Annotated in this window: 24 protein-coding genes, 6 pseudogenes and 1 riboswitch; of the genes and pseudogenes, 13 read left to right on the top strand and 17 right to left on the bottom strand. The window is 43.4% G+C overall.

Annotated elements, in window-relative coordinates; all coding sequences use genetic code 11:
- Positions 1–262: 262 nt before the first annotated feature.
- Entirely contained in the window at positions 263–838 is a 576-nt protein-coding gene (locus ACYF68_RS02990) for a hypothetical protein (RefSeq protein WP_461045347.1), read from the bottom strand.
- 334 nt (positions 839–1,172) lie between these two features.
- Between ACYF68_RS02990 and ACYF68_RS02985 the strand changes: the two are divergent.
- From ACYF68_RS02985 to ACYF68_RS02970, 4 genes and pseudogenes are all read left to right on the top strand, one after another.
- Positions 1,173–1,786: pseudogene (locus ACYF68_RS02985) on the top strand (recombinase family protein).
- A gap of 158 nt (positions 1,787–1,944) precedes the next feature.
- Positions 1,945–2,202: a hypothetical protein gene (locus ACYF68_RS02980; protein ID WP_380570606.1), complete on the top strand. Its 258-nt coding sequence runs from the start codon at positions 1,945–1,947 to the stop codon at positions 2,200–2,202.
- A 21-nt stretch (positions 2,203–2,223) separates the two neighbouring features.
- Entirely contained in the window at positions 2,224–2,856 is a 633-nt protein-coding gene (locus tag ACYF68_RS02975) for a phospholipase A2 family protein (protein ID WP_380570607.1), read from the top strand.
- Positions 2,857–3,193: 337 nt separating this feature from the next.
- Positions 3,194–4,452: pseudogene (locus ACYF68_RS02970) on the top strand (Y-family DNA polymerase).
- A gap of 99 nt (positions 4,453–4,551) precedes the next feature.
- On the opposite strand, the gene ACYF68_RS02965 reads toward ACYF68_RS02970, so the two are convergent.
- Positions 4,552–5,292 carry a hypothetical protein gene (locus tag ACYF68_RS02965; protein ID WP_461045346.1) on the bottom strand — a complete coding sequence of 247 codons (741 nt, stop codon included), beginning with the start codon at positions 5,290–5,292 and terminating at the stop codon, positions 4,552–4,554.
- Between the two features lie 95 nt (positions 5,293–5,387).
- Here ACYF68_RS02965 and ACYF68_RS02960 point away from each other — a divergent pair, with 95 nt between their 5' ends.
- From ACYF68_RS02960 to ACYF68_RS02950, 3 genes are read left to right on the top strand one after another with little or no spacing between them, the layout of a single operon-like run.
- Positions 5,388–5,705 (top strand): helix-turn-helix domain-containing protein, encoded by a 318-nt coding sequence (locus ACYF68_RS02960; protein WP_344703118.1) that lies wholly within the window; start codon positions 5,388–5,390, stop codon positions 5,703–5,705.
- Positions 5,702–6,367, top strand: a complete 666-nt coding sequence (locus tag ACYF68_RS02955; RefSeq protein WP_461047465.1) for an IS3 family transposase — start codon at positions 5,702–5,704, stop codon at positions 6,365–6,367. The genes ACYF68_RS02960 and ACYF68_RS02955 overlap by 4 nt, the downstream gene beginning before the upstream one ends.
- A gap of 7 nt (positions 6,368–6,374) precedes the next feature.
- On the top strand, positions 6,375–6,548 hold the full coding sequence (locus ACYF68_RS02950) for an IS3 family transposase (RefSeq protein WP_461047445.1): 174 nt from the start codon (positions 6,375–6,377) through the stop codon (positions 6,546–6,548).
- 524 nt (positions 6,549–7,072) lie between these two features.
- Here the strand turns inward: ACYF68_RS02950 and ACYF68_RS02945 are convergent.
- The 10 genes and pseudogenes from ACYF68_RS02945 to ACYF68_RS02900 form a co-directional block, all read right to left on the bottom strand.
- Positions 7,073–7,909 carry a DUF3991 domain-containing protein gene (locus ACYF68_RS02945; RefSeq protein WP_461047464.1) on the bottom strand — a complete coding sequence of 279 codons (837 nt, stop codon included), beginning with the start codon at positions 7,907–7,909 and terminating at the stop codon, positions 7,073–7,075.
- Positions 7,910–8,018: 109 nt separating this feature from the next.
- Positions 8,019–9,333 (bottom strand): annotated as a pseudogene (locus ACYF68_RS02940) (IS3 family transposase).
- 897 nt (positions 9,334–10,230) lie between these two features.
- Positions 10,231–11,766, bottom strand: coding sequence for an anthrax toxin lethal factor-related metalloendopeptidase (locus ACYF68_RS02935; RefSeq protein WP_461045345.1), 1,536 nt, complete (start codon positions 11,764–11,766; stop codon positions 10,231–10,233).
- Positions 11,767–11,825: 59 nt separating this feature from the next.
- On the bottom strand, positions 11,826–12,218 hold the full coding sequence (locus ACYF68_RS02930; RefSeq protein WP_461045344.1) for a YciI family protein: 393 nt from the start codon (positions 12,216–12,218) through the stop codon (positions 11,826–11,828).
- Positions 12,219–12,263: 45 nt separating this feature from the next.
- Positions 12,264–13,212 (bottom strand): annotated as a pseudogene (locus ACYF68_RS02925) (FecCD family ABC transporter permease).
- 34 nt (positions 13,213–13,246) lie between these two features.
- On the bottom strand, positions 13,247–14,014 hold the full coding sequence (locus ACYF68_RS02920) for a FecCD family ABC transporter permease (protein WP_461045343.1): 768 nt from the start codon (positions 14,012–14,014) through the stop codon (positions 13,247–13,249).
- Entirely contained in the window at positions 13,971–14,219 is a 249-nt protein-coding gene (locus tag ACYF68_RS02915) for a hypothetical protein (protein ID WP_461045342.1), read from the bottom strand. Before ACYF68_RS02915 ends, ACYF68_RS02920 begins: the two co-directional genes overlap by 44 nt.
- Entirely contained in the window at positions 14,209–15,024 is an 816-nt protein-coding gene (locus ACYF68_RS02910) for an ABC transporter ATP-binding protein (RefSeq protein WP_461045341.1), read from the bottom strand. The genes ACYF68_RS02915 and ACYF68_RS02910 overlap by 11 nt, the downstream gene beginning before the upstream one ends.
- A gap of 16 nt (positions 15,025–15,040) precedes the next feature.
- Positions 15,041–15,790, bottom strand: coding sequence for an ABC transporter substrate-binding protein (locus ACYF68_RS02905; RefSeq protein ID WP_461045340.1), 750 nt, complete (start codon positions 15,788–15,790; stop codon positions 15,041–15,043).
- Entirely contained in the window at positions 15,763–16,005 is a 243-nt protein-coding gene (locus tag ACYF68_RS02900) for a hypothetical protein (protein ID WP_461045339.1), read from the bottom strand. Before ACYF68_RS02900 ends, ACYF68_RS02905 begins: the two co-directional genes overlap by 28 nt.
- Before the next feature lie 111 nt (positions 16,006–16,116).
- Between ACYF68_RS02900 and ACYF68_RS02895 the strand changes: the two genes are divergently transcribed.
- Together ACYF68_RS02895 and ACYF68_RS02890 are read left to right on the top strand one after the other, a co-directional pair.
- A complete protein-coding gene (locus tag ACYF68_RS02895; protein WP_461045338.1) occupies positions 16,117–17,136 on the top strand; it encodes an NAD(P)/FAD-dependent oxidoreductase in 1,020 nt (339 codons plus the stop codon).
- 90 nt (positions 17,137–17,226) lie between these two features.
- Positions 17,227–17,324, top strand: a riboswitch (SAM riboswitch).
- A 160-nt stretch (positions 17,325–17,484) separates the two neighbouring features.
- The gene (locus tag ACYF68_RS02890; RefSeq protein WP_461045337.1) at positions 17,485–18,696 is read left to right on the top strand and encodes a Na+/H+ antiporter NhaC family protein; all 1,212 of its coding nucleotides are present in this window, start codon (positions 17,485–17,487) and stop codon (positions 18,694–18,696) included.
- Between the two features lie 55 nt (positions 18,697–18,751).
- On the opposite strand, the gene ACYF68_RS02885 is transcribed toward ACYF68_RS02890, so the two are convergent.
- From ACYF68_RS02885 to ACYF68_RS02870, 4 genes and pseudogenes are all read right to left on the bottom strand, one after another.
- Positions 18,752–19,105: a M20/M25/M40 family metallo-hydrolase gene (locus tag ACYF68_RS02885; protein ID WP_461047463.1), complete on the bottom strand. Its 354-nt coding sequence runs from the start codon at positions 19,103–19,105 to the stop codon at positions 18,752–18,754.
- Positions 19,106–19,179: 74 nt separating this feature from the next.
- Entirely contained in the window at positions 19,180–19,740 is a 561-nt protein-coding gene (locus tag ACYF68_RS02880; RefSeq protein ID WP_461045336.1) for an amidohydrolase, read from the bottom strand.
- Positions 19,737–19,919 (bottom strand): hypothetical protein, encoded by a 183-nt coding sequence (locus ACYF68_RS02875; protein WP_461045335.1) that lies wholly within the window; start codon positions 19,917–19,919, stop codon positions 19,737–19,739. The genes ACYF68_RS02880 and ACYF68_RS02875 overlap by 4 nt, the downstream gene beginning before the upstream one ends.
- 20 nt (positions 19,920–19,939) lie before the next feature.
- A pseudogene (locus ACYF68_RS02870) lies at positions 19,940–21,467 on the bottom strand (AbgT family transporter).
- Positions 21,468–21,764: 297 nt separating this feature from the next.
- On the opposite strand from ACYF68_RS02870, the pseudogene glnA reads away from it, so the two are divergent.
- The 3 genes and pseudogenes from glnA to ACYF68_RS02855 all read left to right on the top strand — a co-directional run bounded on the left by glnA (position 21,765) and on the right by ACYF68_RS02855 (position 24,411).
- Positions 21,765–23,064: pseudogene (glnA, locus tag ACYF68_RS02865) on the top strand (type I glutamate--ammonia ligase).
- A gap of 136 nt (positions 23,065–23,200) precedes the next feature.
- Positions 23,201–23,635, top strand: coding sequence for a MarR family winged helix-turn-helix transcriptional regulator (locus ACYF68_RS02860; protein ID WP_344704354.1), 435 nt, complete (start codon positions 23,201–23,203; stop codon positions 23,633–23,635).
- Positions 23,636–23,661: 26 nt separating this feature from the next.
- Positions 23,662–24,411 (top strand): SDR family NAD(P)-dependent oxidoreductase, encoded by a 750-nt coding sequence (locus ACYF68_RS02855; protein ID WP_461045334.1) that lies wholly within the window; start codon positions 23,662–23,664, stop codon positions 24,409–24,411.
- Between the two features lie 83 nt (positions 24,412–24,494).
- Here ACYF68_RS02855 and ACYF68_RS02850 read toward each other — a convergent pair whose 3' ends face one another.
- Positions 24,495–25,085: a haloacid dehalogenase type II gene (locus ACYF68_RS02850; protein ID WP_461047461.1), complete on the bottom strand. Its 591-nt coding sequence runs from the start codon at positions 25,083–25,085 to the stop codon at positions 24,495–24,497.
- 197 nt (positions 25,086–25,282) lie between these two features.
- On the opposite strand from ACYF68_RS02850, the gene ACYF68_RS02845 reads away from it, so the two are divergent.
- Positions 25,283–25,789 carry a peroxiredoxin family protein gene (locus tag ACYF68_RS02845; RefSeq protein ID WP_461045333.1) on the top strand — a complete coding sequence of 169 codons (507 nt, stop codon included), beginning with the start codon at positions 25,283–25,285 and terminating at the stop codon, positions 25,787–25,789.
- Positions 25,790–25,810: the final 21 nt, after the last annotated feature.

Raw genomic sequence — 25,810 nt, 5'->3', positions numbered from 1 at the left:
GTCTTTTAGAAAACTTTCAGATGAGAATGGTATTACATTATTTTAATCGTTTGATTGAGCTTGTAAATTTATTTGGATAGCAACTAAGACACTGCCTTCTCCTTAATCTGTTTATCATAGTTCCTGCCTTTGGCCATAATCATGAACACCTTTCGTAAATTTTATATAATACTATTGTATCTTTTTCTGCCTCAATTTACTGTAGAAATTTAACTAATATAATTTTTTAATGATTTCAAAAAATTATTTGAACGCTAAACCTCTATTGAGGTTGATTGATAGAGGTATTTAATTCATGAATAACTTGTTTAACTACCTCTACATAATTCATAGCATCGTTGTAAGAAAGGTTATCTGATAATCTTCTATCATGAACTACTTCATTTCTTAAAATATTTAACTCTTTAAATACTTTATAGTTATTATCCTGAAGAATTCCTTGATTTATAGCTCTTTTCATGAGTTCATTTACAGAAACATGTTTATAGTTTTTTCCGTCCATTAGAATTTCAAAATTTCTAAGTGTAGTTTCTAATTCAGTCCAAGCATAAATTATACTTGCACTCGGATCTATTTTAGCTAACTTTTCTATTTTCTTATCAATTTCTGGGCTCCAGACTTTGTCGACTTCATTTATTTGACTATCTTCTTCAACTTGAGTTTCTATTAGATTCTTCAATTTCTGATGGAAATCAATTTCTACACCTTTTGCTTTGAAGGATTTTAATTCAGTTATCCTCTCAATTAAAGGATTTTTTAAAATAAGTATTATAATCAATGCAAAAAGTGGCCAAGCTAAAGAATTAACAATAGAGCTGAAAAACTCTAACCAGTTCATAAGCACTATCCTTTCAATTATTATTTTTCATCCTAACAATTCTTACTGTCTAAGGCTTTTGTTACCTTAAAATAAATATAATCGCAACTTATTTTTTGATAGGTAAGTTGAACGATATCTCTTACTATAGATTTTATCATTAATTTATAAATTATTTAGAAAGAACCGTTCATAAAATTACACTTTTACGGACGGTTTGGAAACAACTATAATCAGTTAGAATTAGCGTTCGTAAATGTACTAAAATACTTTACGGACGTTCATTAATTTTCTTATACTTTTATGAACGTTTTTCAGTTATAATTTAGATAATATCTACTATAAGAGGTGAATGATGGAACAACGTAAATTTGGTTACATACGAGTCAGCAGCAAAGATCAAAACGAAGGCCGTCAAAAAGAAGTCATGAAAAGTCAGGGCATTAATGAATGGGATATTTATTTAGATAAGCAAAGTGGCAAAAACTTTGAACGAGCGAATTACCAGTTACTGAAACGTATAATCCGAAAGGAGATATCTTATATATCCATTCACTTGATCGGTTTGGCCGAAACAAAGAAGAGATTCTGCAGGAATGGAATGACCTAACGAAAAATATCGAAGCAGATATTGTGGTGCAGGATATGCCGTTACTGGATACAACACAGTACAAAGACAGTATGGGGACATTTATTGCGGATTTGGTTTTACAGATCCTATCGTGGATGGCAGAAGAAGAACGAGAACGTATTCGAAAACGACAGCGTGAAGGAATCGATCTGGCATTACAGAATGGCGTTCAATTCGGCAGACCTGCAGTTTATGTTTCAGAGGAATTTCGAGAAGTTTATAGAAAATGGAAAGCGAAAGAAATAACGGCAGTTCAAGCGATGAAAGAATCGGGAGTCAAAAAGACCAGTTTTTATAAACTGGTCAAGATACTTGAAGAAGAAACTCCCGATATTTAATAATCAAATCTCTATATAAAAAAATGCAATAAATAGAAACTATTCTTTTGTAAAAATTATGTAAATTTTCTTGATTATATTAATAATCTCAGATACCGTAAAAGTTAAAGGCACTATTTTATTATATATGGTATCTAATAATTTAAGGAGGGGGCGGAGTGAAGAAACTATTAATAGTTATCTCAATATTGAATTTAGTATATGTTTATCTTGCCGGAGTAGTAGAAGACACGAATAATTGGTTTTTAGTTTCATTTGGTGTGCCAGTTCTAACAACGTTTATTTTATTAACTTTAGGTATTATTTCTTTGATCTTTGATGAGAATGGTACAAATAAAAGAACACTTAGCATTATTATAATTGGTATCAACCTTTTACCGCTCTTTGTTGTTGCTTCAATGTTTATTTTTATCTAAAATCACTTGAGGAGACTTACTATGTTTAAAAAAATCATGCTTTTCTTTGCTATTTTTGCTGCTCTAGGAGTAATTTTAAATCTTCAAAAGGAAGCGCTTGCAAATACCGAAAGCACAGATGAGGAAGGCTTATGCATCTTAGAAGATGAACAAGCTCAAAAAAATCTGGTTAATGAGAATTACGCTTATTATGAAAAACTAATGGAATATGTCACATTGGAAAATGGGCAATACATATTTAATAAAGAAATTGCCTTGCAAAGTGGTCTCTCTAATTTTGATGTCGAAGCTGGTAAAAACTTAGTCTTGTTCAAAAACAAAGATCTAAACCAGGGAGAACAAGCTGCCTTCGAAAGTGCTAAAAAATTTGAAGAAGATTTGGTAACTACAAACGCCTGGCATAGATATGGTAATTATTGTGGATTAGGTAATTCCCCAGGTATGCCTATAGATACTATAGATTATGTCTGTCAAGCTCATGACAACTGTTATAGCAGAGAAGGATGGGGAAAATGTAGTTGTGATATAACACTTATTGGTTCCATGACTGTCCGTGCCGGAGATAGTAGTTTAACCAGTGTACAAAGAACTTTCGCCGCTGGTGCAGCTGCACACTTTGCATCAAGAGTGCAATTAGGACTATGCAAACAATAAAAAAACAGTGTTAGAGAAATACCTCAACTTAGATAGTCTACCTTATGGTAGGCTATTTTTAATTTTATTTACAAACTATGCTGGTTGAAAAAGCTATTGGTACCGGTGGAATACCTGGTGTGGCGCTGAACTTAATAATTTTAAATTCCGGAACTTAGATCATTTTGACTTTTGATTGGGAGAAAGAAAAATGGAGTAATTGTTTCTTTGTTGTAATTTATATTGATTCTTCTTCTAAATTCAACTATGGCTATATAAGAAATTTTAAATTTAAATCAACTAATGCTATAATCCTAATAAATACGGGAACACACGTTCTATCTAGAGGGGGAGAGTTATGTACAATTATGATCTATGCAGCAGTAGAGACATTCTTTGTATTGATCAGAAAAGTTTTTTTGCAAGTGTATCCTGTATTCTAAAAGGATTAGACCCGTTAAAAACTAAGTTAGCTGTTGTGGGAAACACAAAAAGGAAAGGATCTGTTGTTTTAGCTGCTACACCCGAATTAAAGAAATTAGGAATAAAAACTGGCTCACGATTATACGTGATCCCTCAAAGGAACGACATATATATTATCAATCCTTCAATGCAGACCTATATAGAATATTCGACATTAATCTCTCAAATTGCCTTAAAGTATGTTCCTGCAGAAGATTTTCACCAATATTCTATTGATGAATTTTTTATGGATATTACTAATAGTTACCATCTGTTTTCCAAGACACCAAAAGCATTTGCAAAGCACTTAAAAAATGAAATTTATGAAGTGACACAAATACAGTGTGCCATTGGTATTGGCGATAACCTTTTACTAAGCAAAGTGGCATTGGATATTGAAGCAAAAAAAATGCCGGATGGCATCACGGAATGGTGTTATAAAGATGTAGAAGAAAAAATGTGGGGATTAAACCCCTGTCAAAACTATGGGGAATTAATATGAAAAGTGAAATGAACCTTAACAAGAGGGGCATTTATAGTGTTGGAGATTTAGCAAACTATTCCTGGAAATATTTGAAGAGAGATTTTGGTATCGTGGGGGTCGATTGGCATCTTCATGCCAATGGCATAGATGAGAGCTTTATCAGAGATAAACACATAGCACATCGCCCTTCGATCGCTAAAAGTCAGATTCTACTCCGAGATTATACGCTTACCGAACTATATGTGATTTTAATAGAACACGTTGATGAAGTGACTTATCGTATCAGGTTAAATAAACAACTTGCACGTACGATTTCTTTCTCTATTGGCACAAAGGATGGAAAGATTTATCAAAAGCAGTTTACAATAAAGGCAGGAACAAACAACTCTAATAAGATTATTCAACTGATATGGAGCCAATTAAATAAAGTGGCTGACCCACATAGTTCGTATAGGACGATTAATGTATCTCTAACGAACTTCTTACCGGATTCAGTCATGCAGATATCACTATTTGATACAGATAAGGATCTAAAAGAGGAAAAACTGAACCACACAATTGACCAATTGAAGCAACGGTATGGCAGCTCCAGTGTATTGAGAGCCACCAGCTTGACCGATGCATCTACATTCAAGTATAGATCTACCCTTATTGCCGGACATATGATATAAGGAAATTTGTATTAGTTTAAATGACATTATTATATAATTACAGAGCCCGAAATATTATGGTTTCGGACTCTGTTATGGTGATATTGATCAACTCATTTTTTAACTATTGCAAGTACTGCTACATGCTAGACGTACTACATTTGATTTTAATACTTGCGTTCGAGCTGAGTTTTTGTAGAAAGTAGTAACATGTTTAAAGTTTGGCCTATTACGGGGAGCATTTGAATCTTTATATACAACTGTTTTGTAGTATGCTTTGCTTGCATTTATCTGAAAGTAAAGATTAGCTACTTGAGTTACAGTTCTAGCTGTTTGCGGTAATTTTGTAATACTTGCTACTATTATTGCAATTGCACCAACTGTAAACCTTTGTAGCTTTAGATTATTAGACCCTGTATAGGTTTTATTGTACTTCCATGATGAGGCAGCAATCTGGTAAAGATTTTCTTCAAAATGCATACTATCTTTTAAATTTACTGACATTGCTTCTATGGGAACTTCACTATATTCGTTTGTTTGTTCAGAGGTTTGTTTAACGGTATCTTTTTCTACGACTGTAATAATTGAATCAACCAGCTCGTATTCTTGAGTTTCTTTATTAAGCATATAAATTTCCGAATGGACTTCCGTTTCACTTACAAATACTTCTATATTCTTATAATCTTCTCCCTCATTACTATAAGTATAAACGTATTGATTTGAATTCATTTCCTCGAAAACCACATCTTCATTTATTCCTTCTAATTCTTCTGTACTTGCTTCAGCAGTTTGTACTTTTTCCTGACCGCCAAGAGTAATAAATGTTTCTGAGAACGGATACAAAATCAAAGAAAAAATCATCAAGCATAATAGACTAACCTAATTATTTGAGACAATATAAAACACCTTCGAAATGGTACAATGTTCATCAAGTACTGAATCGGAGGTGTTTTTGCATGGGCAAAAACGTATATTCAAGTGAGACCAAGTGGGCAGTGGTCAAAGCGAAAATGGCGGGTGAATTGACTACAAATGAAATTATGGAGAAATACGGCATCAAGAATAAATCTCAAATTTCCACATGGGTCAGATGGTATAAGCAAGGGGAACTTTATCGATTTGATCAACCGATTGGAAAGCAGTATACCTATGGACATGGTCCTGAAGAGCGCTCAGCTGATGAACGAAAAGATCGTCAGATTGAACATTTGAAGATGGAGAACGATATTTTAAAAAAGTATATGGCGATCGAAAAGGAGTTGAAAAAGAAATAGTTCTGACACTTGTTGAAAGAATGCAGACCAAATACACGATTACTGCCATTTTAAGTGCATTGCTTGTGCCGCGTTCAACCTACTACCGATGGCGATCGGAAGCCACTGATTCATCGTTGACCGATGTCGAGCGGACAATCATTGATATATGTGAGTCGACGAAGTATCGATACGGCCATCGCAAGGTGAGAGCGTTGTTGCAGCGAGACTACAATATCAAAAGGAATCGGAACACTGTGCAGCGCATCATGCAGAAATATCATCTACAATGCCGGATTAAGCCGAAAAAGAAATGGCAGTCACAAGGGGAAACCATTATTATCGCACCCGATCGAATCAAGCGTGACTTTCAGGCTGCCGCGCCCAACCAAAAATGGGTCACGGACATTACTTACATCCAATACGGGCGCACTGTGCAGTACCTGTCAACGATTATAGATCTTTACAACAATGAGATTGTCGCAGCCAAATTGTATAATCATCAGCAGACGCCATTAGTGCTGGATACACTGAAAGAAGCTTTGGAGAAACGGGCACATCCTAAAGGCGTGATCATTCATTCGGACCAAGGGAGTGTGTATACATCATATGCCTATCAGTCATATGTAATGGAAAATAATCTGGTGAGCAGCATGTCCAGAACGCGGGAACTGTTGGGATAATGCGGTCATCGAATCGTTCCATTCTAACCTGAAGTCTGAAGCGTTTATATACACCAGATTCAATTCACTCAGTAATGTTGAGACGATTTCACGTGTGAATCAATACTTAAAGTACTATAACGAAGAAAGAATACAAGAAAAATTAGGCTACCTTCCTCCAATTCATTTTGGAGGAAGGTAGCCTAATGAAGGTGTTTTATATGTGTCTCATACTGCTAGGTCAGTCTAATAAACCTTTCTTCTTCATAACTAACAACACCTCTTATATGATAATTGCATTATAACCTATGAATTTACTTTTTTCTATTTTTTTTATAATCTACAATTATCGAAGCAATAATTACAATAATTGACACTGTTAAGTAGGTGAATATATCAATATAATTCCATATAACTAACGCTAGAAGTATAAGTAATATAACTGTTGTTACTACATTTGAAGAAAGTAGTTTCATTGAAATTCCTCCTAAGAAAGATTAATACGTATATTTTACCTTAAAAATTCAGAAAACGGCCATTATTTATTCAATAGGCTATACTTTTATTCTGAGAACTTTATATTTGTACTTTCTACAGTTATTCGCATTAAACACCGATTATTTTACATCTATCTAAATGCACACTATGTTAAATAGCATTTTTATATAATAACAGAACTTAAAAAATATTATGGTAGCTCATATTGCCTTTATTTGCTTTAGAGAATTATAAGAAATCGTGAATTTCCATCCCATTCTCCTTAGTGTTTCGTTTCGCATCTACTTTATTTGTATGGTATTCATATTTTGCAATTTTAGTCGCAATTAAATTTGAGGAAATATTTTTCCTTTCTTTATCATCTTGTGAAAGTTCATCCATAGCTTTACCGTACTTTTTATTGTAGTTAATTGTTTCGAAGTATTCTTTTTTATCCATAACTACAGGCTGATAGGACATTTTAACGTCATTGTCATCTATATTGGTAAGAATATCGTTGAAATCTTTAATCTCTTTCCAGGAGTCCAGGTTCTTTGGAGAGCCTAGTTGCTCAAAGTTTTGATGTCTTGGAGATGCAACGTGATTTTTAACTGTGACTCCACTTTGTCGATGTTCTAATTTGTTGTTTATATACTCCAACATGAAACCCTCCCCTCCTTCATCACTATCAACAGCAAATACAACATTCTTTGGAGGTTGTTTAGTTTCCTCATATATCTGTGCAATTGAATTATAGTAAGTTTGAGGTTTTAACCCGGCCATCGAAATCATTCTTGCATTAGCAGGGTTATACATGCTTGCATAGCTCAATAAATCAATAGAAGATTCAAATACATATAAGTTCTCAGGTTTACCGTTTGTGATTGTAAATCCTTGTTTTTCATCTGAATTTTTTACAACATGCTTAAATCGCTTCTCCAGATTAGTGCCATGTTTGTCCATCCCTACAACTTCCTTATTTTTCGCCCATAGAAATACTACATTATTATTATGGTCTTGTTGGATTAGTTTTTTTCCTATTAGAGTATCTACAAGATCCTCATTTATTCCTCTCTCATTGACCAGATAATTTTTTGCTGCAGAAGTATCTTCAGATAGTTCATTGGGATTAAAGACAAAAGGTTCTTTGTCTTTCTGAACTGTAACCCATAATTTAGACAGTTTAAAAAAAGCGTTATGCTGCGAGTAGATGACCTCGGTATTGTACCGGGGTCATCTTTTTTAATCCCCACTGATATCTTTCATTATTATACTTATTGATATAATTTCCAACCGCATGCTTCAATGCTTCAAAGGACGGGCAGGCTTTATGGTCCACCATGTCTTTAAAGTGACCAAAGAAGGATTCCATGGGGGCATTATCCCAACAGTTTCCCCGGCGGGACATGGATTGGCGGAGGCCCAGCTGTTTGACTCTGTTCTGGAACTCGGGGTGGGTATAATGCACGCCCTGGTCGGAATGTATCATTGCTTCCGGATGAAACAACTCTACGGTTTCATTCAGCTGTTTAAGGGTGCTATAGACGATATCCATCTTTAGGGATCGTGAGACGACATAGGTGATGATTTCTTTCGTTGTACTGTCTTTGACGCAGGAGAGATATGCTTTTTGGCCGTTTCCATAGTAAATATAAGTGATGTCGGTCAGGTACACTTTGCCCGGTTCATTTTGATCGAATACCCGGCTCAACAAGTTCTTGCATGTGCTGTGAGCCTTCGTCGCTTTCAACATATGCCTGTACGGTTTGGCCTGTCTGATTGTTGCGGTTAAATGATATTTTTTCATCAATCGCCGGATCTTTTTGTGGTTCATGATGATGCCGTAATCATTCTCCAAAAACAGTTTGATTTGTAGTGCACCGACCTTTCCTTTTTCCGCATCAAAGATCTTTTCAATCAATGCCGCATCCTTATCGTCATTTTCCATTCGCATTTGCCTGTCTGGCTCTCCTTTTAACCACGCGTAATAGCCACTTCGGCTGACGCCCGAGAGCCTGCATAGGTGGGACACCATATTTTTAAGTGGATGCTTGCGATGGAGTTGTTCAATCAGTTCATATACTTCAGACGGTTTTAGTCTCGTCTCTGATGCTTCGCCTGCCTTTCGCGTGTTTCGAGCTTTTTTAGGAATTCATTTTCTGCCTCTAAATATTTAATCCGTGCTTCAGCCCGCTTTAATTTTTGCGCCGTGTCGGATGGCCGTCCTGTGGCCCCTCTGCCCGGGAATCATTTTCCAGCCCGACCTCACCATGCTTTTCATATGTTTTTCGCCACCGGCTGAGGGACCGGCCCGGTTGTTCTTTTCCAATAATAGCCAGGTCAAATCCATGGTCAATGAATATCCGGGTCGGTGTCCCCCCTGAAAGATAGGTTTGGACAGCCACCTTCTTGAATTCCGGATGATAGGTGATCGAACGCTCTGAGACTCTGAGAATGTTTGGATTCGTTTCCAACTGCTTTATTTCAAATGCTGAAAAATGCCGTGCCATAAGATGCCTCCGTTCCAATACTTTGTTTCATTATAAACAAGATCATTGAGTGGGCACAGAAAAACCCGAATAATGGACGTTTTTTATTAACTGTCCATTATTCGGGTTATAGTTCATTCAATAATGCCCCTCCTTTTCTTTTTGAATCCTTTGAACTGAAAAATTATGTCGGATGTCCCCTCTGTAATCGAATAATATCCGAAATATCAGTTGTCTGTCTGGCCTGATCGTAACATCCTGATCAGGCCATCGCAGTTCTAAAATCGGCCGCATTGGTATAGGCATAGACATCGTCATAGAACTCACCATTAAACCCAATGTGCAGCAGGGTTCGATTCAAATAGGCATAGAGATTATAGACGGGCTCGCCTTCCCCCGGTGGTACCGACGGAGGGCTTTAACCGAGGATTCCAGGCCATAGGTGATGGCATCGTTCTGTTGGATGGCGTCTAGATCAAATGTGGCCAAACGATTCACAGCGGTCTTGTATAAGGCAGTCAATTGGGCGTCACTGAAGAAGGGGATGAATTGGTGGTAAATCCCTCGGGTACAATGTGATTGGCGAATGTGGCATTTTTGATGTTGTCGATGCGGGTTAATTTCATTTTTTTCCGCATGCGTTTATATTTACGGCCTGTACTACTAAACAGAGAATTTAATAGTTTTAAAGAATACATAGTTTGTTTTTTGACCTTGATGTATTTAAATGTTTAAGTCCATTGGTATTGCGGGATTCCTGCAACATTTTACTTATTCTTCTCAAGAGACTTTCTATCGAATAAATATATTGCTGACGGAAGTATTACCATCCCTTCTCTATATTTAAAATATCACATTTCATTCATATGATACGAGAAAAAAAGCGAGTGCCAGAATTCTGGCACTCGTCTTCTAATATCAATTCCTTCTCATCCATAATACGATTGCGGCCACGAGACCAAGTATAAACAGTAGAATTGAACCAAATATTAATACTACATTCGATGAATCTCCATCGCTTGCTTGGGCACTTTCTTTGTCTGTATCAACTGATTCGGCACTCTCTTCTTCTGTTTCATCCTCAGCCTTGCCTTCTTCTGAGTCTTCGTTTGTTTCCTCCGATGCCATTTGTGCTTCAGCAGTATCTTCTTCAGTCTCTCCAGTTTCTCCGGAAGACTCTGCCGAAGACTGCTCGGTGGCAGATGTAGATTCTTCTGTTGCCTCGTCTTCTGGCTTTTCAGAAGATTCCTCTTCATCGGTTTTTTCAGTGTCTTTAGAATCTGAAGTTTCTCCATTTTCATCTGTAGACGAAGATTCCTCGTTACTATCTTTCGATACTTGGACATCTTCATTGTCCGAAATGGAAGATTTGAGCGATTGTTCCGTTTCATCCAGTTGTGACTGCTCCACATTTTCGGTCTGTAGCAGCTCTTCAGCATTCTCAAGGGCGGTCTGGAGTGCTGGAGAACGTTTTTCGAGCGGGACCTTTTTTGCTTCTGCCACCATCTGTTCAAGTCCTGTCCGGTCTACCTCGGGAGCATCTGCCTGATTACCGGTCGTTGCCGTCCTATAGTACGATGTATATAATGGATTGTCGTTCGCCCCCATCGCACGAATGTAATAATTGTAGCTGGTCGAGGTTTCAAGTCCTGTATCTTTATAGGAACTCTTTGTGGTGGTATCAATCAGTTGGTTGTTCCGGTAGATCTCATAATAGGCGGCATTACTGTTAGCATCCCATGCAAACTGGGTGGTGTTGCCTGTTGCGCCTTGGATGCTGATCAGGCGGTTATGCAGGGTATGAATGAACTGATATGTCTGGGGCGCGCGGTTTGCGAGTTTTGCGTTCGCATTACCTCCCAGATAATACATGCCGAATGCTTCAGCGAAATACTCCCCTGGTGCATCGAAATAAGATGGCACTTCATGGTCATGGAACAGGCTGTTTTTCTCCTGGCTCATGATGTTCAGGAATTCCTGTGATTCGCTGAGTGTCGTCCCTGCTGCAAAGTCGTCCACAGCGTGGCCATATTCGTGCAGCTCAAGGTTGATCGTCGAGTGGCCGTTGCCTGGATTACTGTAGCCGATGCGTGCAGCTGTCGTATATCCTCCTGCTCCGGGCACATCATCCCATGTGGATCCGGTTCCTTCCCAACCATTGGGTGTGACACCGGACAAGTATTGGAATTCCGGCAGCTCAGTAAGGGGCATATCAGTCAATATGACCTTTACCCCCGCCAAACTTGTATGGTATAGGATACGTTCGTCGACACGATTGAGCCGGTTGATCATCGCTTGGGCTTCATTTGCATCATAAACCCCATCATCACTTCGGATCTCCAGCATATTATTGAGGCTCTGGCTGGCTGCCGAGGTGTTTTGGGGCGCATAAATTGTGAAAATCATCATCAGACTCATCAGGAAGACTGCACTTGTAAGTAGTTTCTGTTTCATGATTTCCCCTCCCTCCACTATTCTTATGCTCTATATTCCCTATGATACATCTTTCACACTTATGTTACAGCTTTTAGCATTATAGTTTTGCACCACCGACGATGCTCGTTCTTAATTTCGACAAAAAAGCCAGGCCTGGATGGCTTAAGCCAAGACCTGACGTTCCTATATCGCCATTCAGCTGATTGTATAATCTGTCTGCATGTCCCACTCGTGGAGTTCGAGATGACGGGCCCCGTGCATAAAGTAAGGGTCCTGAGAGACAAGTGCCTCAACCGCTTCTTTTGATTCACCTTTGTAGATGACAAGCCCCCTGCACCATCAGTGAAACGGCCGAACATCAGAACGCTGCCTTCCTCGCGCTTTTCCTTGATGAATTCCAGATGCTGCTCACGATACTGTTTACTTTTTTCTTCGTCTTTCATGAGAGATAAAGCCGCAAAATATTTCACTCCATCACTCTTTCTAAATGTTTTTGACCATCTTAACATGCCCGTTTAGATCTGTCTGGTTTTCAACAACAGCCGCAGGAAGTACGGACCTCCAATCAGTGCCACCACGATGCCCGTCGGAATGATGACCGGGGCCAGCAACACTTTGCCGAGCAGGTCAGCACCCGTCAACAGGACACCCCCATCATCAGGGTGGAAGCAAATAACACTTTCATGTTCTGACCGAACACCAGTCGGGAAATATGTGGGGCCAACAGACCGATAAAACTGATCGCCCCACTGACACTTACCGCAAGGCTCGAGAGCATGGCGGACAAGATGATCAGCATCACCTTCTCCCGGCTTACGTTCATGCCGAGCCCCGTCAACATCTCATCATCCAGATTCAACATTTCCATCTCCCTTATCCTAAAAAAGATGATAACGGTTATAATCATGATGTATGGTACTGAAACAAGGACGAATGGCCAAGTATCCCCCATATATTGCCTGCAAAATAACGGTTGAGCATCTCCATCTGTGATTCATCGAACATGGATGTAAAGACATATACGAAACCAGTTACACCCATTGCTGTGGCAATACCGATGAGGATGAATATGTTGCTTTTGAATGTGCCACCGATGAATGACAGGAAGAAGATGATGAGGACGGTCGATAATCCGCCAAGAAAACTCATCAGGGGCAGAGCGAAGAGCGATTGTGTCATCGAACCACTGACGAACAGAATGTATAGTACAACCCCGAAGCCACTTCCGGCATTGACGCCGATGATTCCAGGATCAGCCAACCCATTTTTGGAAATGACCTGGAGTATGAGCCCGCTCAATGCCAAGGCCGCCCCGCAGACCAGCGTGATGATGATTCTCGGCAGCCGGAACTCAAACAGTACCAGTTTGATATCATCTCCTGCATGCCCAGCCATAAGATTGAATAGATCATCCACGCTTAGACTGTACGTGCCGGTCAGAAGATGGAGCACCACGATAGCCATAAGCAATCCGATGACCAGGATGAACTTTGTCCGATTACGCATATTGATCGCCCCGCTTCCTGATGATATAGATGAAGAATGGCAGTCCAATCATGGCAATGATTGCGTTGACGGGGGCCTCATTGAATATACGTGCGAGCATATCCGATATGGCGAACACCATCGCACCCGTCATACCGGTATAGATGATGGTGAAGCGGTGGAGATTGCCGAATATCATCTTGACGATATGTGGCACGAGTAGTCCGAGGAAGACGACATTTCCAACCATCGCTACCGCCATGCTTGCCAACATGATGGCAAGCGTCAGCGTAACGCGCCGATATAATGCCTGATTCTGACCGAGTGAAGTCGCCATTTCATCCCCAAACAACAGTATGTCGAGTTCTTTTGATAAAAACAGAAGCACCGCCGTCAACAGAAGCGCAGCCGGCAGGATGAGAGCTATGTTGGAGAGCGATTGCCCAGCTGCCCCTCCGGCCGTGAAAAAGGCGATGTACTGCCCTAGGTTGAAGGTGATGACAAGAAAATCTGTTACAGCGTAAAGCAAGAGACTGATCCCGGCCCCGGCAAGGATGAGATGCATTGGAGACTTTGAGCGGGTGACTGAGAGGATGACCATCCCCACCAACATCGCCCCAATGAATCCGGCACCCATCACTCCGATGAAGGGGAGTGCCGGCAGTGCGAGCGCGGCAACGATGATTGCGAGATTTGCCCCTGCATTGATGCCAAGTATGCTCGGCTCACTGAGGTCATTATGCGTCACAGACTGCAGTATCAGACCGGAGATGCTTATCATAAAACCAGCAACCAGAAGCCGCCAGTACTCTCGGCATGCGTATTTCATAGAGGATCTGATGGACCTGGTCGGTCATATCCAGATTGAAGATGACCTGCGCCACGGTCCCCAGGCTGTATGCATTGGTGCCATACATCATCGAGAGGAAGAAGGACAAAATAATACCCATCATAAAGATGGGTAGTGGGTACCATCTACGATCCATCCTGGACACCTTTTACCGTTTCGCAGAACAGTTCATAATCTGTCATGATCGGTTTTCCAGTTGCGGGATCGATGGCGATTGTACCATTTATATTGAAGACTTCGTTTAGGATATCATTCGTCAAGACATCACTTGGATGTCCACTTGTGATGATTTTCCCTTCATTCATTATTACTAGATGATCGGAGTACTTGATGGCATGATTGATGTCATGGAGCACCATGACGACCGTCTGCTTCGTCTCCTCATTCAACCTTTTGACGATGTTCAAGGTTTCCAGCTGGTGGTGGATGTCAAGATATGTCGTCGGCTCGTCAAGCAGCAGTACATCCGCTCCTTGGGCAAGCAACAGGCTGATCCATACACGCTGCGCTTGTCCTCCTGAAAGCTCGCTCATCATACGGCCTTCAAATTCAATGGCGCCTGTTTCCTTCAATGCCCAATCGATTATCTTATAGTCATCCGGCTTCAAACTCTGGAACCGCTTAAGATGTGGATAACGGCTGAAGCTGACAAGATCGCGTACTTTGACATCGTACTGCAATCTGTTCTTCTGGGATAGGATGCTGACCTTTTTGGCGATGTCCTTGGATTTCATCTGACGGATATCCATATCATTGATGTAGACCCCGCCTTCTTTTGCAGAAATGATTCTCGAAATCGTCTTCAGCATGGTCGATTTACCACATCCGTTCGGCCCTATTATGGTCGTAATCTTCCCTTCCATCAGTTCCATATCAATATCGTCCAGGATCGTCCGGTTATTAAGCTCGATTGTTATATCCTTCAGTTCTACACGCGTCATGTGAGACACCTGCCCATCATTTTTTCGTCAATTCTTCAACGATGACATCCAACTCGTGTTCGAGCGAATAGGGGTCGTTGTAATAGAATGTCGGAGAATCGAATTCGATTACCTGATCATTTTGAACAGCGTCGAGATTTTTCCACACTTCTGTTTCGCGGTATGCATTATCTGCACCGGAATCTCCCGTTCCGACAAATATATAATCCCCTGCATATTTCTCCACTTCTTCAGCCGATATCTTTTTCCACCCTGTCTCCACTACTTCTTCCTGAGTTGCTTCAGGGACTTCCATATCGAGCTCCTGATAGATGATTTCTGTACCGCGGCCCCAATTTGTACCGTAGACATAAATGTCTTTGGCAAACTGTTCCATGACTGTGGCGGTGGCGCCTTCAGGCACGGCTTCTTCAACTTTTTGTCGGGCTTCTTCCGTCTTGGAATCCCATTCTTCCAGCCATTTCTCCGCCTTGTCTTGATTACCTGTAATGTCTGCCAGTTCTTTATGGATATCCAGGTAGTTCCACTTCGCATAGTCGATTGGAATCGTTGGTGCCACAGATTTCAGTTTGTCGAGGTTCTGGTCTGAATTGAAGGCGATAATCAAATCAGGATTCAAGCTCATGACCTGCTCGACGTTTCCTTCCTCAATCAATTCTATGTCTTCAGTATAAGGTTTCAACACTTCACTTTCTGTAACGCGCTCATGCACGCCCACTACGTTCGCGTCCATCTGCATCAGATTGCCGAAATAGCTCGTCGCCAAAATGACGATGCGTTGGGGGTCTTCAGGTATTCGACCTCTTCGCCCGCATCGGTCGTATAGGAAACCATTTCTTTATCCTCTGTGCCGGATTCTGAAGTTTCTTCTTTCGCGTCAGATGTTTCTCCATTAGAGTCTGATTCCGAGGAGGTGCCGCCTCCGCATGCTGCCATCAACATTACAATGAAAACCATAAGTAATCCAAGCCTTTTCTTCATATATGTACCCGCCTATATCAAATTTTTAAGTGCTGTATATTGATAATCATTCTCAATGACTTTATAATAAATGACCAAGAAGCAAATTTCAATGACTAAGGGTGAAATATTATGAAAATTTCCGACACACTCATAATCGGAGGCGGGCCAGCTGGATTATATGCCAGTTTCTATGCAGGATTGCGTGGCATGAGCGTACAGCTCATCGATCATCACCCCGAACTCGGAGGAAAACTCAACATCTATCCCGAAAAGATGGTCTGGGATATCGGAGGCGTCGCGCCTGCGCCTGCCGACCAGATCCGCCAGCAGATGATTGATCAGGCAAAGACTTTCGATCCGGAAATCCATGTGTCTACGACATGTGAAGCAATCCATCAACACCAGGATTATTTCGAGGTGGCTACAGACAAAGGACCGCTATTCAGCCGCACGCTCATCGTCGCTTCCGGCCGGGGCATCTTCTCGCCCGTCAAACTTACAGTCGAAGGTGCGGAGTCTGGTGGATTCAGCAACCTCCATTATACAGTCAAGCGCCTTGATCGTTTCAAAGGACGTGACATCCTCATCTCTGGCGCCGGCAACACTGCCATTGACTGGGCAGAAGCGCTGTGCAATATCGCGTCATCCGTCACCTTGATCTACCGGAGCGAAGAGATGAAGGGGCACGAGGCGATGATCGCCTCCCTCCACCAAAAAGAAAATCTCCATATGTGTCCGCAGTGCCAGATCGACGCCCTCATCCCTGATGAGATAACAGAGGAAATTGCCGCTGCCCGCCTGTCCAACGGCCACATGATTGATGTCGACGATGTCCTGGTCAGCCATGGATATGAATCAAACTGCACATTCCTCGACGCGCTAAGGGGAAAAATTCCATTAAACGAGCACCAGATGATATTGACTGATGATATCGTCGATACACCTGTGCCGGGATTATTTGCATGTGGCGACCAGATCACCTACGACGATAAAGTACACCTCATTGCAGGGTGTTTTACAGAGGCGGCACAAGCCGCGAACCACGCCAAGAAATTCCTTCAATCCGATGCGCCGGCAGAAGGCATGGTCTCTTCCCATAACGATATATTCAAGGAAAAGAACAGACAGCTCATCAAAAACAGACGATGAAGGCCCGAGGCCCATCATATGGTTCCAGCCGCACACTATTGACACTCCAACTAAAAAAAGGTAGAGTGGATTAAAATTAAATCGAGAAATTTCTTATCCAGAGAGGTGGAGGGACTGGCCCTATGAAGCCTCGGCAACACCCAAGGGACTGTGCCAATTCCAGAAGCGTCATGCTTGAAAGATAAGAAGAGATATCATTGCCCTCTTCTTCCATATGTAGAGGGCTTTTTTATTTTCTCAGACCACCAACCATCTGGAGTGATAGATTATGACAAAAAACACCCGCGGTAATCCCCTCGCACTATTGCCCTGCTCGTTTTCGTACTGCTTTTCCTTGGAACCGGCATCGTGGCGCAGGACTTCTATGCCATGCCGATTACCGTCGCGGTGATCATCGCCATCATCGCCGCCATGCTGCTCAAGCCAAAAGAACGCCTGAACGATAAAATCGCTGTGCTCACCCGGGGTGCCGGACAGGAAAACATCATGCTGATGGTCATCATCTTCCTGCTTGCCGGCGCTTTTTCACAAGTTGCAGAGAATATGGGGGCCGTCGACTCGACCGTCAACTTCGGGCTGGCCTTTCTGCCAAGCAGCCTTCTGCTCGTCGGCCTGTTTGTGATTTCATGCTTCATCTCCATCTCGATGGGCACATCGACCGGTACGGTCGCCGCGCTGGTCCCCATCGCCGTCGGCATTGCAGGCCAAACCGACCTTGCTTTGGCGTTGACTGTGGCGACGGTCATAGGTGGCGCAATGTTTGGGGATAATTTGTCCATCATCTCTGACACGACCATCGTCTCCACCCAATCCCAGGAGGTGAAGATGGTGGACAAGTTCAAGACGAACTTTCTGATCGTCCTGCCCGGTGCCATAATTACGATGATCATACTATGGTTCATTTCGTCCGGCCAATCTGCAACTGCTGGAAGCGATGGGGGTTACAGCCTACTTAAGGTGTTACCGTATCTGCTTGTCCTCATCATCGCACTGATCGGCGTCAATGTACTGCTCGTGCTTTTGAGCGGCATCGTGTTTGCAGGAATTGTCGGTCTTGCCGACGGTTCCTATACAGTGACTTCGCTGATGGCCGCTGCCGGCGAGGGCATCGGTAACATGCAGGAGATTGCCGTCATTACGATACTGATCGGCGGCCTCATCGCACTGATCCAGCATTACGGCGGAATCGACTACCTGCTCCACTTCATTACGGACAGGATCCATACTAGGCGCGGGGCTGAGTTCGGCATTGCCACCCTGGTCAGCGTGACCGATTTGAGTACCGCCAACAATACAATTTCCATCATCATCACAGGCCCCCTCGCCCGTGACATTGCTGATGAGTACGGGGTCGACCGTAAGAAATCCGCCAGCATCCTCGATATTTTCGCCTCGGCATTCCAGGGCATCATCCCCTATGGTGCACAGATGCTTGCAGCGGCCGGGCTGGCCAGCATTTCACCCATTGCCCTTATACCGTTCGCCATCTATCCAGCAATGCTGCTTATCTCTGGACTTATCGCCATCGCCATCGGATTCCCAAAGAAGTTGAATTCCTGACGAAAATAAAGCAGCCCCTCCATGCGTCATCGACGTGCGGAGGGGCTGCTTTATTTTAGTGTTTTCCCATATTCAAGGCGACAAGGACCATCATTTTGACCCCGTCGCTGAAACTGTCTTCATCGATGCCGAACTTAGGGTGGTGGTGGGGATACTCCATATCCTTCTCGCGGCTGCCTGCACCAATGAAGGCATATGTCCCTGGAATCTTCTGTGAGAAAGCCGAGAAATCTTCTCCGCCCATAGCCATCGGATATTCAAAGATGGCTCCACCGAATTCCTCCACTGCAATCTCTCTGACCTGGTCTGTCATATCATGATTATTGATGACAGCAGAATAGCCGTAGTTGAAGGTGAAATTGAACGTCGCATTGTACATGCTGCATACACCTTCGATGGCTTTTTCCATCCGCTCTTTAACTAACTCCCGTGTATTTCCATCTATAGTACGGACACTGCCCTCAAGCATCGCAGTATCAGGGATTATATTTTTTGCGGTGCCTGCATTGAATTTCGTCGTAGAGATGACCACGGAATCCAAGGGGAAGTAATCCGCGAAACGATGCTCTGGAACTGGGCGACGATCTGACTGCCGATCACCACCGGATCGATTGCGTTTTCAGGCTGGGAGGCATGGCCGCCGCTCCCTTGGATCTTAAGCTCGAAAGTATCTGAATTGGATGTGACTGCACCGTTGGTGATGCCAATCTTGCCGGTTGGAATCGGTGTGAAAAGATGCTGGCCATAAATGAAATCGAGTTCATCGAAAAGCCCTGTCGCCACCATTTCGCGCGCCCCGCCCGGCGGCACTTCCTCAGCGTGCTGGAAAATCAGATAGATGGTGCCATGTAGCTGATCAACGTTTTTGCTCAACACTTTTGCTGCCCCGAGCAAAATGGCGGCGTGGCCATCATGGCCGCACGCATGCATCGTCCCTTCATTTTCAGACACAAAATCGATGTCTTCACGCTCTTCCTGGATCTCAAGCGCATCGATATCCGCCCGGAGGCCAATCTTTTTCCCGGGATGAGCACCCTTTATCACGCCGAGGACACTTGTGTCAGTCGGCCGTGATACTTCAATACCCCCATTTCAGAGAGTGCCTTTTCAATGTATCCACTCGTCCAAACCTTATGAAACGACACTTCCGGATGACGATGCATCTCCCTTCTCCATTCTTTGACTGCTCCCATAACTGCTTCTATCTGTTGATTGACATTCATTTCCATTTCTTCCTTGATATTTATTTTTCAGGCAAGTAGATTGGTCCATCAATACCCAGAGGGATGCCGATCAAATACCATACAATCAGCAGGATCGTCCAGGCAAAGAATAATACGATCGAATATGGCAGCAACGCTGACAGCAAAGTACCTAGTCCTGCGTCCTTGTCGTACTTTTGCGCAAAAGCCAACAGCAATGGTAAGTAAGGCAACATTGGAGTAATAGGATTCGTAAATGAATCCCCAATCCGGTAGAGCATTTGGGTGAAGGCCGGATCAAAGCCGAGCAGCATGAACATCGGAACGAAGACCGGAGCCAGTATTGCCCACTTTGCAGAGGCGCTGCCGATAAGCAGATTGATGAGGCCTGCCAGTAATATGAAACCGATGATGAGAGGGATGCCGGAGGCATTCGCCGCTTCCAGTAAGTTTGCGCCCTTTATCGCAATGATCGGCCCCAGGTTACTCCAGCTGAAATAAGCGAGCATCTGGGCGGCGAAGAAGACAAGCACGATGTAGCTTCCCATCGTCCCCATCGCCGAACCGAGCATGCTGCCGAAATCTTTGGTCGACCGGACGGTCCCCGCCTTCATTCCATAGACCAAGCCAGGCACAAAGAAGAAGATGGTCAGTATGAAAATGATCGAATCCATAAAAGGAGATTCCTGGATGATTGAGCCTGTCTCAGCATTACGGAAAATCCCATTTTCCGGCAACAGAAAAATCATGAATACAACGAAAGTCAGCAACGCAGAAATATTGGCCCACCGCAACGCTGTAATTTCTTTCTTTTCAAGGGGTTGATGATCAGCCGTCTCCATCCCTTCATATGTACCGAGGCGAGGCACCGTGATTTTCTTGGTTACGATATAGACGATGAACAGCAGGAAGAAAGTCGCAACTGCTGTAAAATAGTAGTTCATCAATATATTGCCTGTGTAATCCGGCGCAATCAGCTGGGCCGCAGGTTCTGTGAACGCAATCGCCAGCGCCTCCGTCATGCCTGGGATGAGGTTGGCGGCAAATGCCCCAGAGAGGCGGCATAAGCCATGACCAGCCCGACAAAGGGGTGATAGCCAAGCTTCATGACCACCATCGCCGCGATGGGTGGTAGGATGATCGGCGCTGCATCACCGGCGACATTGCCGAGTATGCCGACGAGGATAATGGCCGGGAGTATAAGCGCCTTCGGCGACACTTCGATCGCACGTTTCATTGCAGTCTCAAAGTAGCCTGATTTATCGGCGATGCCGATACCGATTATGACGACCAGCACCATGCCAAGTGGGGAAATTCACTGAAGTTCGTGATTGCTCCAGTGAATATGCGGACGATCCCCTCTCCATTCAGCAGGTTCACCGCTTGGATCGTTTCACCATCCGCTGGGTTTTCAGCTTCCCAATTCATCATGCCCCCAACGAATGATGCACCGAGGATGATGAACATGAGTATGATAAAGAGCACAATCGGGTCGGGCAACCTGTTTCCGACCCGCTCGACGATATCGAGAAAGCGGCTGAACAGGCCTTTCTTCTGATTATCTTCCATAAAACACCGCCCCTTCAGTTAGAATTTTTGACAATAGTTTCATTATTCCAAATATCAAAGGAAATCACAACGGTTATTTTAATATTCTAAAAATAGATGGTTGAGAAGATAACACCTCGAATATTCGAAGCCCTTTGGTAACCATCAGAATTATTCGATAAAAATTCAGTCTCAATGTTTGGACACCCCATTGTTGAGGTAAACATGTATAGAAACGTGTCGATTGTAAGGTCGGCACCAAATAACATAGGAGTGTGTTAATTTTATGACCGAGTACTCGAGGAAGATATTCTAAAGATGGCTGAGGAACAAAATGTGAGGTACATCAGGCTTCAATTCACAGATATTTTGGGTCACATCAAAAACGTGGAGATCCCTTCCCGCCAACTGGATAAGGCATTGGACGGAGAAATGATGTTTGACGGTTCTTCCATTGAAGGTTTTGTGCGCCTGGAGGAGTCCGACATGTATCTTAAGCCCGACCTGAATACTTGGGTCATCTTCCCTGGTCACAAGATGATACTAAGATCGGCAGACTGATCTGCGATGTCTACTGCATTGATGGACAGCCGTTCGAAGGAGATCCCCGTTCGAATTTGAAGCGTGTAGTCAATGAAATGCAAGAGATGGGCTATGACAGGTTCAATCTTGGTGCAGAACCGGAATTCTTCCTGTTCAAGTTGGATAAAGGCGGCCAACCTACAACCGAGCCAAGCGACGAAGGTGGCTATTTTGACTTGGCCGCGATGGATGACGGTGAGGAATGCCGTCGGGAAATATCACGTACACTTGAAGAGATGGGCTTTGATATCGAAATGTTCCACCATGAGAATGCCCAGGCCAGCAGGAGATCAGTTTCGAATACTCAGATGCAGTCACTACATCCGATAATATACAGACATTCAAGCTTGTCGCTAAAACTGTTGCCAGACGTTACAATCTGCATGCCACATTCATGCCGAAACCAATCGATAACCAGTCAGGCAGTGGTATGCACTACAATGTTTCATTGTTCAAGGATGGCAAAAATGCCTTCTATGATGAGAATGACGAATTCGGTCTCAGTAAAGAGATGCGCCACTTCATGGCGGGCTTGCTCAATCATGCTAGAGGCTATACTGCCGTGTGCAACCCGCTTGTAAATTCCTATAAGCGCATCCAATCAGGCTTTGAAGCACCGCGTTATATCGCATGGAGCGGACGCAACCGTTCACCACTCCTCCGCATACCTTCCACCCGCGGGGCTGCGACACGGGCGGAAGTACGTTCCCTGGATCCTTCCGCCAACCCGTATCTCGCGACAGCCGTCGTCTTGAATGCCGGGCTTGACGGCATCAAAAACGAAACCGAACTCGACACGCCCGTAGATGCAAATATCTATGAAATGACGAAGCAACAGCGGGAAGTCGAAAATGTAGAAGACTTGCCGACGACACTCTACACCGCACTTAAAGCGCTTAAAGAGGATACCGTCATCCAAGAAGCACTCGGTAATCACATATATAAGCAGTTCCATGACAACAAATCACTCGAATGGAAAATATACAGCGCACAAGTCACCGACTGGGAACTCAATGAGTATCTGAAGCATTACTAAAAAAGTGGAAACCGCCTATAAACAGGCAGTTTTTACTTGCATATATATATCTTAGTGCTAAATATCTTACTGATAAGATGATTCATGCTATAATGGAATCAAGGAAGAATTTTCATTTAAAGGAGGATCGTTTATCATGAAGCATTCTACATTTATCGAACTTATCCACATTTCGGAAATGCTGAGCGATAAGGCCGTTGTCCATTATTTGAAGACGTTCAACCGTAACATCAGCGTGTCGCAGATCATCGTACTCAACCGTCTAGGTGAAGAAGGCGCCCAGATGCCCTCTCAACTCGCCCGCGTGCTCGGTTATACTACAGGTGCCATGACAGGCATCGCCAACAAGCTGGTACAGTCAGGATATGTGAGACGCTGTACCCAGGAAGGCGACAGGCGTGTCAGCAAACTCGTTATAACAGACGCCGGCAGAATCTTGTTGGAAGAGGCACATACGCATGGGCTGAAGATGCGGGAGACTCTCTACTCTGTACTCACTGATGACGAACTCAACCAGTATCTCAGCATACAGAAGAAACTGCTTCATCATCTGATGGACGACGACTGTTGAAACTATCATTTAAAAGGAGCTTGATTATGAGACTGAAAGGTAAAGTAGGCATCATTACCGGAAGTGCATCCGGCATCGGACGCGGAATCGCACTTGCTATGGCAAAAGAAGGCGCCCGCATCGCCATCGTGGACATCAATGAAGAAAAAGGACAGCAGACACTCGAGGAAATCAACCAATACACTGAAGGCATGTTGATCATCAAAGACATTTCAAAAGAAGAAAATGTCAAATCTATCGTCGACAGTGTTGCAGATAAATTTGGCGGCATCGACATCCTCGTCAATAATGCGCATGCATCCAAACAAGCCATGCTGATGGATACGACACTCGATATGTTCGATCTGTCATTCAATACGGGATTCTACCCGACTTTCCACTTCATGAAGGCGTGTCATCCGTACTTGAAGAAAAGTGAAGGCAAAGTCATCAACTTCTCGTCTGGTGCCGGTATAAACGGGCAGCCGACACAGACTGCATACGCGGCAGCTAAAGAAGCCATCCGTGGCATGACTCGGGTTGCAGCCAACGAGTGGGGACCTGACAACATCAATATCAACATCATTTCACCGATTGCCAAAACTGAAGGTGTTGAAGCATGGAGCAAGAGTGACCCTGAGCAATATGAAGAAATGGTCAATGCCATTCCATTGCGCCGACTTGGCGATCCTCAAAATGACATCGGCAAAACAGCTGTCTTCCTAGCCAGCGAAGACTCCGACTACATCACTGGACAGACTATTATGGTCGATGGCGGATCCACTAAATTATACTAAACTGGATTGCTCCAGTTATATATATTTGAACAGAAGCAGCCCCATCCGATTGGATGGGGCTGCTTCTGTTGTGTCTTCTACGCTTAGAGCCACTCAAGTATGCCTCTAAGATCCGTATAGGCCTTCTCCGGCTGTATATCCAGGTTGTCAGGTTGACTGCGTGCACGATTGATCCATGCTGTATGGAAACCGAAGCTTGCTGCGCCCATAATATCCCAACTGTTGGAAGACATGAACAATACCTCATCTCGGGTGACGCCAAGCTGATCAAGGGCGTAGGCATAGGCAGGGGCAGCCGGCTTATATTGTTTTATGCCATCTGCACTGATGACCTTGTCGATATGAGGTTCGATCCGTGAGCCCGAAACTAGTGGATGGATCATATTTGGAGACCCGTTCGAAAAGATGACTCGCTGTACCCCCTTGCATTCAGCAAGCACATCTTCGACTTCATCAAACAATTCGAGCTCCAGATAGGCATCCATCAATGTCTTGATTTCCTGCTGTGACGGCTTTACGCCTTCTGCTTTACAGGCAAACACTAAAGCATCTTCGGTAAGTTCATCGAAAGGCCGATAACGTCCCATCAGCTGACGCTGAAAAAAATATTCCAGCTGCTTCTTGCGCCAACTGTGCTGATAGACTCTCCTTTTCCCGGGAAAAGCTTTTCGCAGGCAGTCTTTACGGAATGTACGTCATAAAGCGTTCCGTACGCATCGAACACCAATGCCTTTATCATCATAATTGCCTCCTCGAGTATCTTATGATGCACTTCTACCCTATTCTTCTGCCAGAAAACCAACAGGTAGAGTGTTGGACAATGGAATTCTTAGCCATGTAATATGAATTGATAGAAAGGGGCGGAGCAACAATGCCACAGTTTAAACTGAATGAACAATTCCCGGACTTCTCACTCGAATCCCTTGAAGGAGAAACAGTGACCTTTTCTGATGTTTTAGCGGAAAAAGGCAACCATTGGCATCTTATCGTGTATTTCCGCGGCTCATGGTGCCCGGCTTGCATGGAAGAATTGGATGAATTCGAAGCAAGCAAAAGCTACTTCGACAAGCACAACATCAATTTGATCACCATCACGCACGACGACAAGGAAGATCTAGAGAAAATGATTGACGATCATGGGTTCACTTTCCCAGTGCTCGTCGATGATGATTATGAATTCCTCGATAAATATGGTATACATTACCATGGGGAAGACGCCCCCTATGAAGATCATGGAAGACATCCTGAACCAGCCTATTTCCTGACGGATGAAGGCGGTAGATTGATGTATCAGCAGAAACAGACGAGCCCATTCGGCCGGCCGCACCCAAATGAGCTGCGTAAAATCATCCAATATATCAGAAAAAACCTAAAATGATGAGGCGTAGGCCCCCATTCT

This window comes from Salinicoccus sp. CNSTN-B1 (genome assembly GCF_054792835.1).
This window is presented reverse-complemented; position numbering and strand designations above follow the sequence as displayed.

Bases quoted from the DNA above. Each gene is read 5' to 3' on its own strand.
- ACYF68_RS02990 (WP_461045347.1), bottom strand. From the start codon at position 838: ATGAACTGGTTAGAGTTTTTCAGCTCTATTGTTAATTCTTTAGCTTGG.
- ACYF68_RS02975 (WP_380570607.1), top strand. From the start codon at position 2,224: ATGTTTAAAAAAATCATGCTTTTCTTTGCTATTTTTGCTGCTCTAGGA.
- ACYF68_RS02965 (WP_461045346.1), bottom strand. From the start codon at position 5,292: ATGATTTTTTCTTTGATTTTGTATCCGTTCTCAGAAACATTTATTACT.
- ACYF68_RS02960 (WP_344703118.1), top strand. From the start codon at position 5,388: ATGGGCAAAAACGTATATTCAAGTGAGACCAAGTGGGCAGTGGTCAAA.
- ACYF68_RS02935 (WP_461045345.1), bottom strand. From the start codon at position 11,766: ATGAAACAGAAACTACTTACAAGTGCAGTCTTCCTGATGAGTCTGATG.
- ACYF68_RS02920 (WP_461045343.1), bottom strand. From the start codon at position 14,014: ATGATAAGCATCTCCGGTCTGATACTGCAGTCTGTGACGCATAATGAC.
- ACYF68_RS02915 (WP_461045342.1), bottom strand. From the start codon at position 14,219: ATGGATCGTAGATGGTACCCACTACCCATCTTTATGATGGGTATTATT.
- ACYF68_RS02910 (WP_461045341.1), bottom strand. From the start codon at position 15,024: ATGACGCGTGTAGAACTGAAGGATATAACAATCGAGCTTAATAACCGG.
- ACYF68_RS02900 (WP_461045339.1), bottom strand. From the start codon at position 16,005: ATGAAGAAAAGGCTTGGATTACTTATGGTTTTCATTGTAATGTTGATG.
- ACYF68_RS02895 (WP_461045338.1), top strand. From the start codon at position 16,117: ATGAAAATTTCCGACACACTCATAATCGGAGGCGGGCCAGCTGGATTA.
- ACYF68_RS02885 (WP_461047463.1), bottom strand. From the start codon at position 19,105: ATGGAAAAAGCCATCGAAGGTGTATGCAGCATGTACAATGCGACGTTC.
- ACYF68_RS02875 (WP_461045335.1), bottom strand. From the start codon at position 19,919: ATGAATGTCAATCAACAGATAGAAGCAGTTATGGGAGCAGTCAAAGAA.
- ACYF68_RS02860 (WP_344704354.1), top strand. From the start codon at position 23,201: ATGAAGCATTCTACATTTATCGAACTTATCCACATTTCGGAAATGCTG.
- ACYF68_RS02855 (WP_461045334.1), top strand. From the start codon at position 23,662: ATGAGACTGAAAGGTAAAGTAGGCATCATTACCGGAAGTGCATCCGGC.
- ACYF68_RS02845 (WP_461045333.1), top strand. From the start codon at position 25,283: ATGCCACAGTTTAAACTGAATGAACAATTCCCGGACTTCTCACTCGAA.